An 18803-nucleotide genomic window follows, 5' to 3' on the forward strand; every position below is an offset into this window, starting at 1 on the left:
ACATGGTTATACTTGTAAACTTAATAATAAAGGCCGTTCTTCTTAATTCAGAAAAACAGCCTTACTCTAGTGCAAATTTTAACTTATAATCTATATATTTATATTAGCAATCAAGGAAATTATGTAAGCAATTTTATGGTAAATTATGATTACTTAAAGTTTAAAAAATCCACTGCAAATTGAGCATATAAAGCAGCTCCCATATGTAATGCATTCTCGTCTATCATGAATTTATCACTATGATTTGGGTATATTCCTAGTTTTTCATTTCCTCCACCTAAAAATACAAAGGTTCCAGGAACCTCATTCATATAAAAAGTAAAATCTTCTCCTACCATTATTTTTTCCATTGGAATTAAAGAGTCCTCTCCATAGAGCTTTTTAGCAGAAGAAACTGCTAAATCTGTTAACTGATCTTCATTTATAACCGGCGCTGGGCAATAGTTGTATTCTAAGATACCCTCCGCTCCATAAGTTTTGGCGGTACTTTCTATAACATCTCTCATTTTCTTTTCAAGAGAGTTTCTTACCTCTTTAGAAAAAGCTCTTGTTGTACCTTCCATAACTACTTCGTTAGCTATTATGTTAAATCTGTCTCCACCATTTATTGTTCCAACAGTTATAACTACAGGCTCTAAAGGGTTTATATTTCTACTTACTATACTCTGTAAATTCATTACTACCGCTGATGCAACTAGAACTGCATCTATTCCTAAGTTAGGCGTTGATCCGTGACTAGCCTTTCCTTTTATAATTATTTTAAAAGTATCTGCTGAAGCCATCCTTGGACCCTTTTCTATATTAAATTTTGAACTTTGTAGATTCCCCCATATATGCATGCCAAATATACCATCTACTCCATCTAAAACCTTATCTTCTTCTATTATTACCTTAGCTCCTATACAGCTTTCTTCCGCAGGTTGAAATATAAATTTTACATCCCCTCTTAACTCTTCTCTTATATTAGATAAAATTTTAGCAGCTCCAAGCAGCATAGCAGCATGACAATCATGTCCGCAGGCATGCATGTATTGATTTTTTGATTTAAATGATAAGTTTGTATTTTCCTTTATGGATAGTGCATCTATATCCGCTCTTAAGGCTATCGCTTGACCCTTCTTTTTACCTTTAAGTATCCCCACCACTCCTGTTCTTCTAAGCCTTTTAGTTTCTATTCCTAGAGAATTTAGTTCCCTTTCAATTACCTCTGTAGTTCTGTATTCTTCCCAAGATGGTTCAGGGTTTTGATGAAAATCTCTCCTCATATTTATTATGTATTCTTCATATTCTTTTGCTAGTTTTTTTATATCCATCCTTACCGCCTCTTTCCCTATGTAAAATTCTTATTATAGATAATATCATAACTGTAAAGTATATTCACTTAGTTATTCAAACTACTACTATAAATTTTTCTTCTGTATCTCACATCTCTTTTCATAAATGATTTAGCAAAAATAATAGACTTAATTAATCCAGATTTTTACATAACTATAGTTGAACTTTCAACCTATTTATGATATTATAAATATAGTTGAAAATTCAACTTGTTTTGGGAGGTGATTATAATTAAAAGTCTTGATAGTAATATTTTAAGGGAAGTAGGCATGCTTTCCCGTTGTATACACTCCATAAGCGATATAAAATTTAAAGAAATAAACTTACAAAAAGGCCAATTTATTTTTTTAACTAGAATATGTGAAAACCCTGGAATTAACCAAATTGATTTATCTACACTTCTAAAGGTGGATAAGACTACTACAACTAAAGCCATACAAAAACTTATTGAGGCGGACTATATAGATAAAAAAAGAGATGATATTGATAAAAGAATGTGGCGACTATATCCAAAAGAAAAAGGACTAGATATATATTCATTTATCATTGACGAAGAAAATAGAAACATTAAGGTCTGCTTCCAAAACTTCAGTAAGGAAGAAAAAGAATTAGCCTGTCAACTGGTAAAAAAAATGAGAGAGAATATAGAAAATGATTGGAAAGAAATAAAAAATTTTTAGGGAGGCTGTAAGATGATAAGAAAAGCAGTTATTGAAGATTTAAAAGACATAATGGAAATTATAAGAGAAACCATTATAGAAATGCATTCTTATAACAATTATCAATGGGATGAAAACTACCCTCAGGAAAAGGATTTTATAAATGATATAAAAAATGATCACTTATTTGCAGCGGAAAGTAATGGCAAGCTTGTAGGTTTTGTATGCATCAATGAAGTGGAACCATCAGAATATACTGGGTTGGACTGGTGTTTAAAGGAACCTGCTATGGTTATTCATAGAATGGCTGTTAACCCTGTCTACAGAAAAAATGGAGTTGGTACCTCGCTAATGGTTTTTGCTGAAAGTTTAGCTTTACAAAATAAAGTAAGATATTTAAAAACAGATACTAATTCCTTAAATACAAAAATGAATTCCCTTTTCAAGAAATGTGGATATAGCTTTGTTGGAGAAATGAGCTTCCTTGGAAAAGAATCTCCTTTTTATTGCTACGAGAAAATTTTAAAATAATTAAACTGTACATCTCCAATTTTTAAAAATATGGAAGATGTACAGTAATCCTTCTCAGAAAATAACTAAGCAAAATACTTTCTTGTACTCTTTATTTAGACCTCTATTAATTTTTTTCTATCTATTGCATTAGGGACTTCTTCCAACCATTCATTATCAATCATTATATCAATACCATCCTTTGCGTACTTAGCAATTTCCGCTGCCAACCGAGTAAATGTGGCAGAAACATCAGCCCTCATAGACTAGGATCTTTAACTTTATTATTAAAATATGATAACAAACATTTTGATGCACTATTATTCATATATGTACTCCAAAGTTCACCTATTTCAGCAGCTGTTAAACTAATGTTTTCTATATCATGTGATGTATTCATATGTGCACCTCCCTTTTAATTCTTTATTATAATTCCACATTGCTTAACTAAGTATTCCATTGAAATTTTCAGTATTTTTTCAAATATATGGTATAATTTAATTAGTATACTTTTACAGGGGGATGAAAACATGGAAACAAATGTATATAAAGATTTATTAGAAAAAATTAATTCCGGGAAGAGGGCAGTTATGGTTACAATTCTAGATAGCAGTAATTATAATGTAGGCTCTTCCCAAAACAAAATGCTTTTTACACAGGAAAGCTTACTTGAATATAAAAAAGCATATAATTTTGATGAAACTATTTATGAAAAAGCCAGCTACGCCCTAGAAACTGGCACCCTCCAATTAGAAACTTCTGAAGAAAAAACATATTTAATTGAACCTTATTTTCCTGAACCTAATTTAATAGTTTTAGGTGGTGGACATATAGCTAAACCTTTAGCTGAATTTGGTGCTAGAGCAGGATTTTCAGTTACAGTTATTGATGACAGACCATCCTTTGCTAACAAACACAGATTTCCTCATGCTGAAAAGGTAATCTGTGAAAGCTTTGAAAAGTGCTTCGACTTAATTAATTTGAATGAATCTTCCTTTGTGGTTATTGTAACTAGAGGTCATAGGCACGACATGGATTGTCTTAGACAAGTACTAAAATACGATACTTCTTATGTAGGAATGATTGGTTCAAAGCGTCGTGTTAAAGGTGTTATGGAGCAATTGCAAAGGGAAGATTACTCTAAGGAAAAATTAAGTAAAGTTAATGCCCCTATAGGTCTTGAAATAGGTGCAGTTACTCCTGAAGAAATAGCCTTTTCCATCATATCCCAGGTTATTCAATACAGAAGGCTTGTTGACAGACGTACAGGTGTTATGAAAAGTTCAAAAACCAATTGGCCTGAGTTTGACAGAGATGTGCTAACAAGACTTAGCAAAGAAGAAAATGCACCAAAGACAGTGATTACAATTGTTTCTACTAAGGGCTCTGTACCAAGGAAAGAAGGCGCAAAAATGCTTATAACCTCTCAAGGGGAAATTTTAGGAAGCATTGGCGGTGGCTGCAGTGAAGGGTCAGTAATAAATACTGCTCGTTATATGCTAAGAGATACCATATCCTATCAAACTGAAGAAATAGATATGACAGGCTATATTGCAGAAGAAGAAGGTATGGTATGCGGTGGAATTATGAATGTAATTATAGAACGTTTTGATTTTTAAAGTAGTGCGTTGACTTTTTTATAAAAAAAACGGTTGAGGACAAATCTACCTCAACCTATATGTTTATACTTTATTCTTTTTTATCTATTCCTTCAAACAGATACCTTATGCCACCTACTAATAAACTATATTGCCCAGAAATTGCTGTGAAATATTACTCTTCTATAAGTCTCTAGGCTAACCCATTTATTTAAGAATTTTATTTCATCTTCTTCGTTCATTTCCTTATACTCATTTAAAAATTTCAAAACTTCCTCATTTGAATTTACCTTAACAGCAAAGCCTCTACCATTAACAATAGTTACTCCTGTATACTGATATTCGTCAATTGATTGAATATCAGCAATCTTCTTGTCTCGAACCTTAATCGCCACCCAGTCACGGAGAACTAAGATATCAATAGTATCTGGATAGTGATAGCTTTCACCTTTAACTGGAATATTATCTCCAACTGTATAGGTATGCTCTATTGGTTTGTATTTTGATAAGGATAAACTTTCTGTATTATAGTAAAACTCTTCAAAAACATCTCCTCTTGCCTTTAAGCCATTATATTGGAAGGCAACATTATCACTGTTATTGTTATTCTGATTTAGAATACTTTCTACAACGCCACAGGCCGATGTCATATTAGTAATACGATCAATTAATATAAGTTCTCCTAGTGTTTTATGTACATTGAACTTGTCTACTACAATCTTCTCAGAAAGTGAAATATTACATACTGCTATTTCGTTTTTCTTTAAGAATCCCGCTGTCAAATGTTCTCCTGTATTTACATCGATCTTATATTTTACTTCTGTAACAACAGCTGGCAGCACTTTCGTTCCTAGTTTTACAAAATAATCCTTACCAGCTATTAATTCAGAATCATCCATCCAAAGAATAGTTGCGGTAAACAAATTGGTTGTTGAAAGCTCTGCATCCTTTGTAAGTACACAGCCTCTAGATACATCCACTTCTTTATTAAGCTGTATTGTAACAGGTTGTCCTTTTTCTGCCCTTTCTACCTCTTTATCTGTTATATGAATGCTTTTCACTAATGCCTTTTCAGTACTAGGAAGTGTTACCACTTCATCTCCTACCGCAATAGTCCCAGCTTCAATCTGCCCCTGAAAACCTCTAAAGGCGTGATTTGGCCTACATACCCTCTGTACTGGCATATAAAAGCCTTTCTCCTCAGAATCCCTTTCTATATTTACGTCTTCAAGGTAAGGTAAGATAGCTTTTCCTGTGTACCACTGCATATTCTCTGATTTCTTGGTAACATTATCCCCTTCTGTAGCTGATATTGGAATGATTTGAACACTTTCCAAAGAAAGCTCCTTCTCCAATGTTCTGATTTCTTCTTCAATTTCTAAAAATCTTTCATGGTTATATCCCACCAAATCCATTTTATTTACAGCAAATACAAAATGTTTAATTCCCATTAAGGAACAAATTCTTGCGTGCCTTCTTGTTTGAACAAGTACCCCTTGTTTTGCATCTACAAGTATGATGGCAAGGTCTGCAAAGGATGCGCCAACTGCCATGTTTCTTGTATACTCTTCGTGGCCTGGTGTGTCAGCTACAATAAAACCTCTATTATCTGTTGTAAAATAACGGTAGGCAACATCAATTGTAATACCCTGTTCACGCTCTGCCATAAGTCCATCTAATAATAAAGAATAATCAATTGCCCCTTCACGACTGCCAACCTTACTATCTAATTCCAAGGCTTTTTCCTGATCTGCATATAAAAGCTTTGCATCATATAAAATATGTCCAATAAGAGTTGATTTTCCATCATCCACACTACCGCAGGTTATAAATTTTAATAAGCTTTTCATATTAGAAATACCCCTCTCTCTTTCTTCTTTCCATACTACCTACTTCTTCAGTATCAATAACACGAGTGGTTCTCTCAGAGGACACCGCACTTAATGTTTCCTCAATAATTTCATCTAAGGTAGTAGCTTCTGATTCCATTCCTCCTGTAAGGGGATAGCATCCTAAAGTTCTAAAACGAACTCTTTTATGTTCAATTTTTTCTCCTGGCAACAGCCTCATTCTATCATCATCTACCATGATGATATTCCCATCCCTGTATACCACTGGACGTTCTTTAGCAAAATATAAGGACACTATATCGATATTTTCTCTTTTAATATATTGCCAGATATCTCTTTCTGTCCAGTTTGAAATAGGAAAAACTCTTATACTTTCACCTTTATTAATCTTTGTATTATAAAGTTTCCACATCTCTGGTCTTTGGTTCTTTGGGTCCCAGGCCTGTGCCTCGTTACGGAAGGAAAAAATTCTTTCTTTTGCACGAGACTTTTCTTCATCACGACGGCCTCCACCAAAGGCTGCTGTAAAGCCATATTTTTTCAATCCTTGCTTTAAAGCCTGTGTCTTTAAAATATCTGTATAAGCGGAACCATGATCGAAGGGATTGATTCCTTCCCTTAAAGCCTCTTCATTCCTATGAACAAGCATTTCTATCCCTAATTCCTTTGCTCTTCTATCACGAAACTCCGTCATTTCTTTAAACTTCCACGTGGTATCAATGTGTAGAAAAGGAAAAGGTGGTTTCTCAGGGTAAAATGCCTTCATGGCAAGATGTAACATAACAGAACTGTCTTTTCCTATTGAATATAACATTACTGGTTTTTCACATTCAGCAGCAACTTCACGGATAATATATATGGCTTCTGCTTCTAATTTATCAAGGTGTGATAATTCACTCATTATTAAATCCTCCTATTATTCCTATTTATTTTTCACTGCTATTCTCTGATTTAATATAACTGAGGCCTTTTTTAGTATTTATTAGAATCCTTACGGTTTACATCAATAGAATGAAGCTTTCCATCAGTCTTTTCAATATTCCAATGAATAACGTCACCTTCTGACACAGCAGTTAGGCGGCTTCCTCTTCCCCCCATATCTGCTCCTAGATATAAGTAAATTGCAGATTTGTTACATTCTTTTACACAAGAACAGCATCCCCAACAGTCCTTTGGATATTTTATATAGGCCTTTCCATCGCTATCTAGCTTTATAAGACTTCCAGGGCAGACAGATAGACATTTTTTACAGCCTACACATTTTTCTTTATTAATTTTTATGCTCATATGTCTCACCTCTTCCCACTAAATCTCTGCCAAATGTAGTAAGCTTTCCATTTACAAGCCTTGAGTTGACATATTTAAGCCATTCATCACTTTTCTTTGGATAATCAAGATTTTCCGCAAAACTGTGCCATCTAGTTTCTTTTCTCGCTCTTAAATGGGCAATCACTGATTTGCAGAGAGTTAGTCTTTCTCTTAGCTCATATATAAACATCAACTGGTGCATATCCTCTGCATGTAGGTTATTGCTTAGTTCAGTAATCTGTTCAATTTTTTCTTCCGCTAGTATAAGCTGTTTTTCATTGAATTGGTAATTGCTGCCAATTCCCCCTGCATAGGTATCCATTACCTTTTGCATAGCCTCCTCTAGTTCTTCCGTAGAGAATATAGGATTCTTAAAATTTAATGTCTTTTCTACTTCCTCTTTTTTTAACGCTATAAGTAAATCTTCCTCTGCTTTTGATAAATCAACAGTATTAATTTCATTCTTTTCTATTTCCTCTACTGCAGCTTTTGCTGCAATTTCACCTTCCACCAATGCACCTGTAACATACTTTTGTGGACAGCCACCTGCTACATCACCTGCTGCAAAAAGGCCTTTAATTGTGGTTTGTCGTTTTGTATCAACCCAATAACCGCTTGCAGTGTGACCTCCTACTATATACGGCTCTGTTCCTTCAATTTCCACATTCTGTTCACTTGGATTCTTCCCTGCTTCTACCCACTTAAGAGTTTGACTTGGTGCCATATTTAAGTATGCTTTTTTCAATTCTTCATCCTGAGAAGTACTAATACCTTCTGTTCTTAAATAGCAAGGTCCTCTACCCTCCTGGTTTTCCTTTACCGTTCCATATACTCTTTCAGAAGTAGTAAGACCATATTTTGTCTCATAAACCTCTCCTTTTGAGTTAACCTGCTTAGCTCCTACGCCCTGTGCAATAGTTCCAGTAGGAGCTATAGTATCTTTACACCTTAATGCAATAAATCTCATCTCAAAGGTAGTCATCTCCGCACCAGCACGAATTCCCATAGCATAGCCTGCTCCAGTATTGAAAGGCGGATACCACATCTTGTGTCTTGAAAAACCTGGGTTATTAGGTTTATACAATCCTGCTGCACCGCCAGTAGCACATATTACTTTTTTTGCCCTAATTTCATAAAGAATCTCCTCTTCCACCCCGACTGCAAAGGCTCCTAGTATCTGATTGTTTTTTACAATATAATCAATGACGTTGACCTGATTCATAACCGTTACATTAGGTAGCTTTTTCACTGCACTTGCTAAAATAGGCTTTATATTCTCTCCATTAATTTTTATGTTTCGATTTCCTCTGGCTACGTACTCTCCATTTTCATCTTTTAAAATAACAAGTCCTAAATCCTCAAGTTTTTTAGTCACTCTATTTAAGCCCTGGCACATTGTAAGAAGCAAATCTTCTCTTACAATATTATCTGCATCCTTCTTTGCATAATCTACATAGTCTTCCGGTGTTCTACCCTTTACAATATAAGCATTAATTGCATTGACTCCAGCTGCCAGACAGCCACTTCTTTTAATATTGGCTTTTTCAAGAATTAGTACTGAAGCATTGGAATGTTCTGCTATAGTCAAGGCAGCGTAGCAGCCTGCAGTACCTCCACCGATAATTAAAATATCCGTTTGTAGCTGTTTTACTTTTACTTCTTTTTTCATAGGCCACTCCTTTTTACATAATCATTTATAGAACATTTTCATAGATAAACAAACTAAAGTTTCACCTATTCACAATATACCCCAGCAGGTAAGCACAACTCTAAATTTGTTTATGCCTAAGCTTTTCCCAATCCAAATTTTCGTCTTATAGAGGATTCAATATTTTCAAACACAATTCTATCTATTAAAAGCCCAATTACGATAATTACTACCATAACGGCTACAATTTCGTTTATATCGTTATATTTCTTTCCATGGGTTAATATCTCTCCTAGTCCGCTCATGGAAGAAGCTATCATTTCTCCAGCAATAAGTCCCCTCCAAGCAAAAGCCCATCCTTGTTTTATTCCTGATATAATAACCGGAATAGCTGCTGGGAAAATAACTTCCTTATACAAGGTATAGCCTTTAGCTCCCGTCATTTCTGCTACTCTAATATAATTAGGATTTAAATTTTTAATACCACTTTCTATAGACATAGATACAGCAAAAACTGAACCTATGATTATTACAAAAAGAATTGCTTTTTCATTTAATCCAAACCATAAAACAGCAAAGGGTACCCAACATACATTAGGCATGGTTTGAAGAGCCCCTATTAACTTAGCAAAGTTATCTCTTGTAGTTTTAAGTTTCAACATGAATAATCCTATAAGCAATCCTATAAAAAGAGAAATTACATATCCTGATAAAAGTCTCCTCAAACTTACCATAACTGCTGTGCCTAAAGTGCCACTTTCTATTAGCTTTGAAATATTTTCAAAAACCTTTAGTGGAGAAGGAAAGTTAATAAACCTATAGGCCAATTCCCACACTACTACTATCATCATATAGAATAGAATCTTTTTCCAAATTCCACCCTTCATCATATTCTGATTTTGCAACCTTCTCCACCTCCTTTTTAAACTCTTTCATGATTTTAGATACCATATAAGTTACATCCATATTGGCTATTTGTCGTGGTCTTGACAGTTGTATTCTAAACTCTTTCTTTTCTGAATCGAGGCTTGCTGGCATGAGAATAATTCTATCAGCTAAAAGTACAGCTTCCTCAATACTATGAGTTATAAATACCACTGTTTTTTTTGTGTTCCACCAAATTCTTTGAACCTCTAACTGAAGTAGTTCCCTAGTTTGACTATCAAGAGATGAAAAAGGTTCATCCATAAGCAGTATATTTGAATCTAAACAAAGTGCTCTAGCAATGGATACTCTTTGCTTCATCCCTCCAGAAAGTTCATGGACAAAAGAATCTTTAAACTTTGTAAGATGCATCATTTCTAAATACTTTAATGCTCTTTCTCTTCTTTCACTTTTAGGAATTCCTGCAACCTTCATTCCAAATTCCACGTTATCTATAACCTTTAACCAAGGAAAAAGTGCATGTTCTTGAAATACAACTGCTCTATCTGGCCCTGGAGAGTTTACCTCTTTTCCATCAAGAAGTACTTTTCCTTCTGTAACTTTTTCAAAACCAGCTATTATATTTAGAAGTGTTGACTTTCCACATCCTGATGGTCCTAAAATACACACAAATTCTCCATCATTTACAGTTAAATCTATATTTCTTAGTATTTCAAACTCCTTATTAGCTCTTTTATATTTCTTACTTACAGCCTCAATTCTTAGACTCAAACTTTCCCCCTCCTAAACATTTATACAACTATTTGCAACACTTATTTTTTAACACCAAACTTTTCATCTGCACCAAAGTCATAATACAAATCAGGATTTTCATTAAAACTCTCCAAACTTGAGTGCTTGTCTATTAATTCTTTTGTTTCCTGTGACTTATTCTCTAAAAACTCTTCAAAATCCTCAAAGCTTGAATCTGCTTTTAGTGCTGCTAATTCTAAAAGAAATGCTGGTATCTTCTTAGCTGGAATGTCTCCATAAACTTCACCTATCTTTGCAATGCCTGCTCCAAGCTTTCCTCCAAAGGACACTGCATAGGCTGGAACAAGTCCATCTTCAGTACGCTTTCCTCTCCCACTAAGTCCAATCATTCCCTGCTGATGTTGACCACAGGAATTAGGACATCCTGATATAAATAACTTTGGAAGTGCGCTTTTTATTCTTTCATCTACCCCACTAAATATGTCTCTTATAGCGGCAAGGAGATTTTGTGAAAGACAAAGACCTAAGGAACAAGTAGCATGTCCTATACAGGAAACCGAGTTATCTATGTTGTGTCCTGATGAGATATTTAAAGTCAAGTTTATTAGCTCCATTGCATCCTTCTCTTTTAAGTCTCTTATAATAAAGCCTTGTGTTGTTGTTAGTCTTATAGATACTCTGTATCCTAAAGTATCTAAGAATTGAAGGATTCTGTCTAAATCTTCTGCTGCTATATTGCCACCCTGTGGATGAATATAGACTGAATAGTACCCAAGCTGCTTCTGTGCAAATAATGTGTTTTTATATTGCTGATTGCTTTCCATAGTTCTTTTTACTTCTTCAACTGTCTGTATAGGCTCTTGGTCAATTCTTATGTCCTTTTCATCTATTTTAAAATCTAAATCTATCTCCTCTTTAACCTTTTGAAGCTGTGAGTTAAATAACTGAAGGAAGTTTTCTTCCCCTAGTCTATGCACAATGTATCTTATCCTAGCTTGATGCCTATTTGTCCTATCTCCTTCTTTCTCAAAGACTTCTTTCATAGCCTGTGCATAGTATAAAACATCCTTATCTTCTATGAAGTCTGCAAGTTTTAATGACATTCTAGGTCTTCCCCCAAAGCCACCTCCTCCATATACTTCAAAACCCTTTACACCATTATTTATCTTTGCTATAAAACCTAAATCAGCCATTGTAGCATTTCCAGTGTCTTCTGGAGTATTTGAGAAAGCTATCTTGTACTTTCTTGGAAGCTGCAGGGCAGTTGGATCTTTCATAAGGTGGTTTATAACTCCCTTTACATAAGGCGTTACATCAAAGACCTCATCTATAGATACCCCAGACAGTGGAGAACATCCTACATTTCTCACTGTATCCCCACAGGCCCCCTTTGTAGTTATACCAACCTTTATCACTTCCTTCATAATGCTATATATGCTGTCTATCGGCAGTGCTTGAAATTGTATGTCTTGTCTAGTTGTAAAATGCATTCTTCTATATCCATATCTTTTAGATGCCTCACTTATGGACTTCAGCTGATCTAGTTCTATAACTCCTCCAGTAGCTCTCAACCTTACCATATAGGTACCTTTAACTCTTTGCTTGTAAACCCCCATTGCAACAATTCGTTTTCTGTATTCAGAGACATCTAACTCATCTCTATCGCATAGTTCAGCACTTTCTTTAAATTCATCTATACTTTTTAAAATTTCATCTGTTATTTGTATCATGCTCTTTCTCCTTCTTTAATTTGTTAATTTATAGTTTTGCATTACTAAAGTTTTACTTTAACAAAGTCTAATAACTACACTTATACACGTAAAACAGGTTATAACACCATATCCCCCCCCTATACAAACATTTAGTTTAAATATATAAGTTGATACTTACATAAACATAAAAACTAAAGGCTGTTTTTCTTTAAAACAAGAAAAACAGCCTTTGATTTTAAGACAGAATTATATCTAACCTTAAAATAACCATTTTTCTTATCTGCCAGGATACTATATCCTGCAGGAATTGACACCGATACATTCAAATTTAAATGCCGGTTGTCGGGTTTCATAGGGCCAGTCCCTCCACCACTCTTGATAAGAGTATTAGGTATAACATTAAAACTATTAATTTTAAATTATTGTATACCTAATAATTGGCTTTGTCAATAAATTTGTAAATTAACTATTGCAATTTTCCACCTTCAATTACAATGTCCTCTTTACTAGCTTCTCCATATGTGTTTTTTAATGTTTCATCATAAGCTTTGTGTACAAAATTCTCTTTACCTAGAGTTTCAAGTTCCTTATTAATCCACTCAAGAAGTTCTTTGTTTCCCTTAGAAACAGCAGGTGCTATTGTATCTTCTCCTCCGAATTTTGGTACTCCAACACTAAATCCAGGGTTCTTTTGTGCCCATGCAAGTACTTCCGTATTATCATTAGCTATAGCATCACCACGTTTGTCCTTTAAAGCTTCAAATATTTCTGAGTATTGATCATATTTAACTAATTCTACCTCTGGCATATTTTTTGTAAGATAAGTTTCAGCAGTTGTTCCTTTTGCAACAATTATCTTTTTCCCTTTTAATTGATCAACAGATGTAATTTTAGCGCTATCTGGTGATACTACTCCAAGAGAAACCTTCATATAAGGATTTGCAAAATCAACCTTTTGCTTTCTCTCATCTGTAACAGTAAAGTTTGCCATAATTATATCTACTTTTTTAGATTGTAGGTATGCAACCCTGCTTGCTGCATCAACTAGTACAAATTCAACCTTTGACTCGTCTCCTAAAAGATCCTTTGCAAATCTTCTAGCAATATGAACGTCAAAGCCCTGACTTTTACCATTTGAATCTACATAACCAAAAGGCGGCTTGTCGCTAAATACACCAATTTTAATAGTACCTCTTTTCTTTATTTCCTCAATAGAACTACCTGTTGTTTCCTTTTTGTTTTCCGTTGAAGCTGTCTTTGAAGCACTACAGCCTACTAAACCTCCTACTATAAATGTAGTCGCTAATAATGTTGTTAAGATTTTTTTTACATTTTTCATTATAATCTTCCTTTCCTTCGTAAAATTTAATATTGAAATACATTTAAAAATTGTTTAGCACGCTCTGTTTTTGGATTAGTAAAAAACTCTTGCGGTTCAGATATTTCACATATCTTGCCTCCATCAATAAAGACTATTTTGTCAGCAACAGCCTGTGCAAAACTCATCTCATGAGTTACAATTATCATTGTCATTCCTTGTTTTGCAAGGTCTAGCATAACCTCTAAAACTTCTCTTACCATCTCTGGATCAAGAGATGCTGTTACTTCATCAAAGAGCATTATTTCAGGATTCATACATAGGGCTCTTACTATTGCTATTCTTTGCTTTTGCCCACCAGAAAGTTCCCTTGGATAAGAATTCTTACGGTCAAGTAAACCAACTCTTTCTAACAGTTTTTCTGCTTGTGTCATTATCTCATCCATAGGCCTTTTCTGAACTTTCATTGGCCCTAAAAGTATGTTTTGAATAACAGTCATATGAGGAAAAAGGTCATAGCTTTGAAATACCATTCCAATTTTTTGACGAACTTCTTGCCAATTAACATTTTTATCCGTAAGACTTTTCCCGGAAAATTCAATACTGCCTCCTTGAATACTTTCAAGGCCGTTAAGACATCTAAGCAGAGTGCTTTTGCCACAACCTGATGGTCCTAAAACAACTACAACTTCGCCTTTATGTACATTAAGATCAATACCTCTTAATATCTCCTTTTGTGCATATTCTTTATGTAAATTCTTTATTTCAAGTAATACCTCATTATTTTTCATATAAATTACACTGCCTCCTTAACTGTTCCATTTAGCTTCTAATGTCTTTGATAGCCTTGATAAAGGATAACAAATTATAAAGTATAGTATGAATATAACTCCGTAAACCCAGAAAGATGCTGCAGGTACTTCTAAGCGGGAAAGCTCTATAATCTGCTGGCCTATCTTTACAACATCTATAACTCCTATCAAAACTACTAGTGATGTAGTCTTAACCATTCTTGTAGCTAGATTTATGGCACCTGGAAGCATTCTTCTTATAGCCTGTGGTATAAGAATATACCTGTAAAGTCCCCAAAAGTTAAGTCCAATGGCCTTTCCTGACTCGATCTGGTGTTTCGGTAAAGATTCTAGGGCACCTCTTACAATATCCCCCATCTCTGCTGCCCCCCAAAGACTAAATACTATAATAGAGGCTGCTTCTCCACTTAACTGTATGTTCAATGCAGTAGTAGCTCCAAAGTACACAATAAACAGCCAAACAAGAACTGGTATTATTCTAAACAATTCAAGATATATACGACTTATAACACCTACAACTTTTGATTTTGATGTTCTAATAATGCCGAATACTATACCAAGTAAAGATCCTATAAAAATTGATATAAAGGCAATTCCAATAGTGACCAATAAACCATCAAATAATAAACGTTGAATATTCATTCCATCAAAAATCACCTTAATGCCCAAATTCTGCATAACGCACCTTCCTTTCTATCCAAGTAAGAAGGAGTGATAAAGGTAAAATTATAATCAAATAGGAAACTACTAGCATTAGTAAAGATTCAAAGGTTTGATAATACATTCCTATTAAGTCTTTTGTTACATTCATTAAATCTAAAATTGATATTGCACCTAAAATGGAAGTTTCTTTTAGTAAAAAAATGCAATTAGCACTTAAAGATGGTATGCTTACTGAAAATGCCTGAGGCAGTATTACATATCTAGCCAGTTGAAACTTAGAAAGTCCAAGACTTAGACCAGACTCGATTTGAATTTTGCCAACAGCTTCAATACCACTTCTAAAGGCTTCGGACATATAACTTCCTCCTAAAAAGGATAGGCCGATTATAGCACAAGTATTTTCACTCATTTTTATACCTAGCTTAGTAAATCCATAGTATAAAAAGAATAACTGTATCAAAAGTGGAGTATTACGAGAAAGTTCAATATAGGCTTGTACTAGTGTCTGTAAGCCTTTTATTTTGTAATACTGTACTACGCTGCATATAAGACCAAGTATTATGGAAGCTAGTATTCCCCAAAATGCAAGCCTTAAAGTAAGTACAGCAGCTTTTTGATATAAAGGTAAATTATCAACAATAAATTGCCAATTTATACTCATAAATTTAATCACCTCTTTTTTCTTCTGTACAAGGTTCTAGCCCCTTGTCATGTTTATATTTACATATAGTGCATATATCTAGTGGAATCTATATTTTACTACCCTTTAATCTGGAATATAGACATTTTCAACTATTTCACTTTAACACATTAATTTCTTAAAGTTTCGCAATTGTACAGTATTGAAGCAATAACACTATAATTCTATGTAAGATTATACAAATCACAACATATACAGATTTAAATGATATAGTATAGTTTAACCCCATCTAATTCAAGTTTTTCTTTATAAAACAAAAAACCCCTGCCTCTATTACAGAGGCAGAAGTATACTTCCGCGGTTCCACTCTGTTTATTATGTGCAAATACATCTACGAAACACATAACAACTCATTCTTTCGGTACAGTCATACCTCAACGCTTTAACGGGCGTACCCGCTGAAGTCTACTAAACTTCGATTCAGTGCTCAAGGATGCACTTCCATTACCCTCTGTCCAAAATCCCTCACACCCTAGGGGATTTCTCTCTGAGAACTTCCTGTAATTTACTCTTCCTATCATTGCAATTCTTAGTATTTTACTACGATATCTGTATTATAATACGTAAATTTAAAATAGTCAATATATTATTATAACTTTTATATGATTTTTTCTATAAGTTATTTTTTAACTTTGTAAGTGAAAGCATCTTCTAGCTTCTTAATAACTTAACTACCTCTCCAATAATCTTAAATCCCTTTTCTATTTCCTCCATATCTACTCTAGAGAAGCCAAGCCTTAAGGTATCATCCCCTCTGCCGTCTATATAAAAAATATCTCCTGGAGTAAAAATCACTCCTCTTTCACAACAATTTTCTAAAACCTTTCTCGCTTCTACCCCTTCTAACTTTATAAAAATATGGAGGCCACCTTCCCCCATTATCTCTTTACAGGGAATGTATTTTTTAGCACACTCTAAAGCAAACTCATATTTTTCCTTATAAACCTTTCTTGCCTTTTTAATATACTTTTCAAAATTACCACCTTGAAGATATTCACAGAAAATTGCCTGATCCAAGAAAGAAGTGTGGATGTTTCTGCTTCTCTTTATACTTTCTAGATAGTCTATAAGTTTTTTATCAGCTAAAATCCACCCTACTCTTATACCAGGAAACAATATCTTAGAAAAACTGCCTATATATACTACACTGTTTCCCTTTCCACTGAGAGCTGCTATAGGAGATACATGAGTCCCTGAGTATCTCAGTTCTTCGTTAAAACCATCTTCAATTATAGGTATATTATGTGATTTTAGTATTCTATAAAGTTCTACTCTCTTCTCTGCCGACATTACAAGGGCTGTGGGATTATGATAAGATGGAATAAAATAAGACAACTTAAATTCTTCCTTTGTTAACTCTTCCTTTAATTTATCTAAATCTATACCATCCCTACTCAAATCTATTCCCTTAATCTTTAACCCATGAAGTCTCATAATCTTGATGGCTGTATTATGGGTTGGATTTTCACAAATTATGCTATCTCCTTTTTCTGTAAGACAGGATAGTACCAAATCAAATCCCTCTGTAAAGCCATTGGTTATAAGTAAATCCTTTCCATCTATCTGTATTCCTTTATTCTTCATATACTTCAATAAATACTGAATTAAAGGTCTATATCCTTTTGCATATCCATAATTTAATATTTTATCTCCCTCAATGGAAACTCTATTTAAAAATGCCCTTTTAAACTCATCCACATCAAAAAGCCTCTCGTCTGGTGCTATACTTTTGAAGGATATCATGCCTTTTTTCCATTCAACCTCATGTTTTACAATATCTAAGCTTTCTGCATTTTTGCCGTAATCATTTATCCTGGTGTTCCAATCTATATTCCATTCTTCCTCAAAACTTATATTTATGTCTGATACAAAAGCACCAGTTCCCTTTTTCATATATATAAATCCCTCATCTTGAAGAAACTCATAAGCATATACAACTGTATTTCTACTAACATTTAAAATTGAGGATAGTTCTCTCGTAGAAGGGAGCTTTTCATTTTGCCTCAGCATACCACTTAAAATCATATCTTTTATATAATCTTTAATTTGAATATAAACCGGTGTATCCTTGCCTAGTTTCATATCTAAAAACATACTATACCTTCACCTCAACTATATTTTACTATAGAGAGTTCTTCTATGAAATGAAAATAACTATATAAATTCTAACATTAAGAATTTATATAGTTATTTTATATGTTAAAACTTATTTAAAATGCTGGTATTATGCTGCCCTTGTATTTTTCTTCAATAAATTTCTTAACCTCTGGAGAATTAAGTGCCTTAGATAAAGCCTGGATATATGGCTTACTTTTGTCATCTTGCTTAACAGCAAGCACATTTGCATAAGGTGAATCTTTAGATTCTATAGCTATTGCATCTTTTAATGGATTTAATCCAGCTTCTATAGCATAGTTAGTGTTTATAACAGCTGCTTCTACATCTCCTAGTACTCTTGGAAGTTGAGGTGCTTCCATTTCAGTAACTTTTATATTCTTCTTATTTTCAGTAATATCCTGTTTGGATATAAGTTCTCCAGCTTTTAACTTTATAAGTCCTTCTTTCTCCAATAACCTTAAAGCTCTTGCTCCATTAGTAGGATCGTTTGGAATAGCAATTTCTGCTCCCTCTTTAATTTGATCTAGTTTTGTAATCTTCTTTGAATATACACCCATTGGCTCTATGTGCACTTTAGCTGTATAGTCTAGCTTGGTCTTTTTTTCTTCATTAAATTTACTTAGATATGGAACGTGCTGAAAGAAGTTTGCATCTAATTCTCCTTCATCCAATGATGTGTTTGGCGTTACGTAATCTGTGAATTCAACTATTTGAAGGTCGTATCCTTCCTTTTGAAGTATTGGTTTTACTTGCTCTAGTATCTCCTTATGGGGTACAGGTGTTGCCCCTATCTTTATTACCTTCTTATCATCGCTATTTGAAGCAGTTGTCGCTGTCTGTTTTGCTCCGCATCCTGATAACCCCAAAACAAGTATTCCTGATAAAACTATTGATAAAATCTTTCCTTTTTTCATATTAAATTCCTCCTAATTTT

General features: G+C 33.9%; 19 protein-coding genes, 1 riboswitch and 1 other annotated feature. Of the genes, 3 read left to right on the plus strand and 16 right to left on the minus strand.

Going from position 1 to position 18803, the window contains the following annotated elements; translation table 11 throughout:
• Positions 1–149: 149 nt before the first annotated feature.
• Positions 150–1313, minus strand: coding sequence for an amidohydrolase (locus tag N4T77_RS08595; RefSeq protein ID WP_261671358.1), 1164 nt, complete (start codon positions 1311–1313; stop codon positions 150–152).
• 243 nt (positions 1314–1556) lie between these two features.
• Between N4T77_RS08595 and N4T77_RS08600 the strand changes: the two genes are divergently transcribed.
• Both N4T77_RS08600 and N4T77_RS08605 read left to right on the plus strand, forming a co-directional pair.
• A complete protein-coding gene (locus N4T77_RS08600; RefSeq protein ID WP_396125103.1) occupies positions 1557–2015 on the plus strand; it encodes a MarR family winged helix-turn-helix transcriptional regulator in 459 nt (152 codons plus the stop codon).
• Between the two features lie 12 nt (positions 2016–2027).
• Complete coding sequence (locus tag N4T77_RS08605; RefSeq protein ID WP_261671359.1) at positions 2028–2525, plus strand: GNAT family N-acetyltransferase; 498 nt, start codon at positions 2028–2030, stop codon at positions 2523–2525.
• 95 nt (positions 2526–2620) lie between these two features.
• On the opposite strand, the gene N4T77_RS08610 is transcribed toward N4T77_RS08605, so the two are convergent.
• Positions 2621–2767 (minus strand): DUF3231 family protein, encoded by a 147-nt coding sequence (locus N4T77_RS08610; protein WP_261671360.1) that lies wholly within the window; start codon positions 2765–2767, stop codon positions 2621–2623.
• Entirely contained in the window at positions 2764–2904 is a 141-nt protein-coding gene (locus N4T77_RS08615; RefSeq protein WP_261671361.1) for a DUF3231 family protein, read from the minus strand. The genes N4T77_RS08610 and N4T77_RS08615 overlap by 4 nt, the downstream gene beginning before the upstream one ends.
• 130 nt (positions 2905–3034) lie before the next feature.
• Between N4T77_RS08615 and N4T77_RS08620 the strand changes: the two genes are divergently transcribed.
• Entirely contained in the window at positions 3035–4123 is a 1089-nt protein-coding gene (locus N4T77_RS08620) for an XdhC/CoxI family protein (RefSeq protein ID WP_261671362.1), read from the plus strand.
• Positions 4124–4248: 125 nt separating this feature from the next.
• On the opposite strand, the gene N4T77_RS08625 is transcribed toward N4T77_RS08620, so the two are convergent.
• From N4T77_RS08625 to N4T77_RS08685, 13 genes are all read right to left on the minus strand, one after another.
• Positions 4249–5952 (minus strand): sulfate adenylyltransferase subunit 1, encoded by a 1704-nt coding sequence (locus N4T77_RS08625; RefSeq protein WP_261671363.1) that lies wholly within the window; start codon positions 5950–5952, stop codon positions 4249–4251.
• A 1-nt stretch (position 5953) separates the two neighbouring features.
• A complete protein-coding gene (gene cysD / locus N4T77_RS08630) occupies positions 5954–6853 on the minus strand; it encodes a sulfate adenylyltransferase subunit CysD (protein ID WP_261671364.1) in 900 nt (299 codons plus the stop codon).
• A gap of 71 nt (positions 6854–6924) precedes the next feature.
• The gene (locus tag N4T77_RS08635) at positions 6925–7239 is read right to left on the minus strand and encodes a ferredoxin family protein (RefSeq protein ID WP_261671365.1); all 315 of its coding nucleotides are present in this window, start codon (positions 7237–7239) and stop codon (positions 6925–6927) included.
• A complete protein-coding gene (locus N4T77_RS08640) occupies positions 7223–8929 on the minus strand; it encodes an adenylyl-sulfate reductase subunit alpha (RefSeq protein ID WP_261671366.1) in 1707 nt (568 codons plus the stop codon). Before N4T77_RS08640 ends, N4T77_RS08635 begins: the two co-directional genes overlap by 17 nt.
• Positions 8930–9045: 116 nt before the next feature.
• Positions 9046–9759, minus strand: coding sequence for an ABC transporter permease (locus N4T77_RS08645; protein WP_261671367.1), 714 nt, complete (start codon positions 9757–9759; stop codon positions 9046–9048).
• Positions 9725–10564, minus strand: a complete 840-nt coding sequence (locus N4T77_RS08650; RefSeq protein ID WP_261671368.1) for an ABC transporter ATP-binding protein — start codon at positions 10562–10564, stop codon at positions 9725–9727. The genes N4T77_RS08645 and N4T77_RS08650 overlap by 35 nt, the downstream gene beginning before the upstream one ends.
• A 41-nt stretch (positions 10565–10605) precedes the next feature.
• Complete coding sequence (locus N4T77_RS08655; protein WP_261671369.1) at positions 10606–12276, minus strand: nitrite/sulfite reductase; 1671 nt, start codon at positions 12274–12276, stop codon at positions 10606–10608.
• Positions 12277–12531: 255 nt separating this feature from the next.
• A riboswitch (SAM riboswitch) is annotated at positions 12532–12643 on the minus strand.
• Positions 12644–12724: 81 nt separating this feature from the next.
• The gene (locus N4T77_RS08660; RefSeq protein WP_261671370.1) at positions 12725–13597 is read right to left on the minus strand and encodes a cysteine ABC transporter substrate-binding protein; all 873 of its coding nucleotides are present in this window, start codon (positions 13595–13597) and stop codon (positions 12725–12727) included.
• A gap of 26 nt (positions 13598–13623) precedes the next feature.
• A complete protein-coding gene (locus tag N4T77_RS08665) occupies positions 13624–14367 on the minus strand; it encodes an amino acid ABC transporter ATP-binding protein (RefSeq protein WP_261671371.1) in 744 nt (247 codons plus the stop codon).
• Positions 14368–14385: 18 nt separating this feature from the next.
• Positions 14386–15066: an amino acid ABC transporter permease gene (locus tag N4T77_RS08670; protein ID WP_261671372.1), complete on the minus strand. Its 681-nt coding sequence runs from the start codon at positions 15064–15066 to the stop codon at positions 14386–14388.
• Positions 15047–15712, minus strand: coding sequence for an amino acid ABC transporter permease (locus tag N4T77_RS08675; protein WP_261671373.1), 666 nt, complete (start codon positions 15710–15712; stop codon positions 15047–15049). The genes N4T77_RS08670 and N4T77_RS08675 overlap by 20 nt, the downstream gene beginning before the upstream one ends.
• 313 nt (positions 15713–16025) lie before the next feature.
• Positions 16026–16281: a binding site (T-box leader), on the minus strand.
• 121 nt (positions 16282–16402) lie between these two features.
• Entirely contained in the window at positions 16403–17845 is a 1443-nt protein-coding gene (locus tag N4T77_RS08680; protein WP_261671374.1) for a PLP-dependent aminotransferase family protein, read from the minus strand.
• Between the two features lie 116 nt (positions 17846–17961).
• Positions 17962–18783, minus strand: a complete 822-nt coding sequence (locus N4T77_RS08685) for a MetQ/NlpA family ABC transporter substrate-binding protein (protein ID WP_261671375.1) — start codon at positions 18781–18783, stop codon at positions 17962–17964.
• Positions 18784–18803 lie beyond the last annotated feature (20 nt).

This window comes from Clostridium sp. CX1 (assembly GCF_025398335.1).
GTDB classification, from domain to species: Bacteria; Bacillota; Clostridia; order Clostridiales; family Clostridiaceae; genus Clostridium_AM; species Clostridium_AM tanneri.

Coding starts and splice junctions, on each gene's coding strand:
- N4T77_RS08675 (WP_261671373.1), bottom strand. CDS start 15,712: ATGAGTATAAATTGGCAATTTATTGTTGATAATTTACCTTTATATCAA.
- cysD (WP_261671364.1), bottom strand. CDS start 6,853: ATGAGTGAATTATCACACCTTGATAAATTAGAAGCAGAAGCCATATAT.
- N4T77_RS08685 (WP_261671375.1), bottom strand. CDS start 18,783: ATGAAAAAAGGAAAGATTTTATCAATAGTTTTATCAGGAATACTTGTT.
- N4T77_RS08625 (WP_261671363.1), bottom strand. CDS start 5,952: ATGAAAAGCTTATTAAAATTTATAACCTGCGGTAGTGTGGATGATGGA.
- N4T77_RS08605 (WP_261671359.1), top strand. CDS start 2,028: ATGATAAGAAAAGCAGTTATTGAAGATTTAAAAGACATAATGGAAATT.
- N4T77_RS08620 (WP_261671362.1), top strand. CDS start 3,035: ATGGAAACAAATGTATATAAAGATTTATTAGAAAAAATTAATTCCGGG.
- N4T77_RS08665 (WP_261671371.1), bottom strand. CDS start 14,367: ATGAAAAATAATGAGGTATTACTTGAAATAAAGAATTTACATAAAGAA.
- N4T77_RS08595 (WP_261671358.1), bottom strand. CDS start 1,313: ATGGATATAAAAAAACTAGCAAAAGAATATGAAGAATACATAATAAAT.
- N4T77_RS08680 (WP_261671374.1), bottom strand. CDS start 17,845: ATGTTTTTAGATATGAAACTAGGCAAGGATACACCGGTTTATATTCAA.
- N4T77_RS08635 (WP_261671365.1), bottom strand. CDS start 7,239: ATGAGCATAAAAATTAATAAAGAAAAATGTGTAGGCTGTAAAAAATGT.
- N4T77_RS08640 (WP_261671366.1), bottom strand. CDS start 8,929: ATGAAAAAAGAAGTAAAAGTAAAACAGCTACAAACGGATATTTTAATT.
- N4T77_RS08645 (WP_261671367.1), bottom strand. CDS start 9,759: ATGATGATAGTAGTAGTGTGGGAATTGGCCTATAGGTTTATTAACTTT.
- N4T77_RS08610 (WP_261671360.1), bottom strand. CDS start 2,767: ATGAGGGCTGATGTTTCTGCCACATTTACTCGGTTGGCAGCGGAAATT.
- N4T77_RS08655 (WP_261671369.1), bottom strand. CDS start 12,276: ATGATACAAATAACAGATGAAATTTTAAAAAGTATAGATGAATTTAAA.
- N4T77_RS08660 (WP_261671370.1), bottom strand. CDS start 13,597: ATGAAAAATGTAAAAAAAATCTTAACAACATTATTAGCGACTACATTT.
- N4T77_RS08615 (WP_261671361.1), bottom strand. CDS start 2,904: ATGAATACATCACATGATATAGAAAACATTAGTTTAACAGCTGCTGAA.
- N4T77_RS08670 (WP_261671372.1), bottom strand. CDS start 15,066: ATGCAGAATTTGGGCATTAAGGTGATTTTTGATGGAATGAATATTCAA.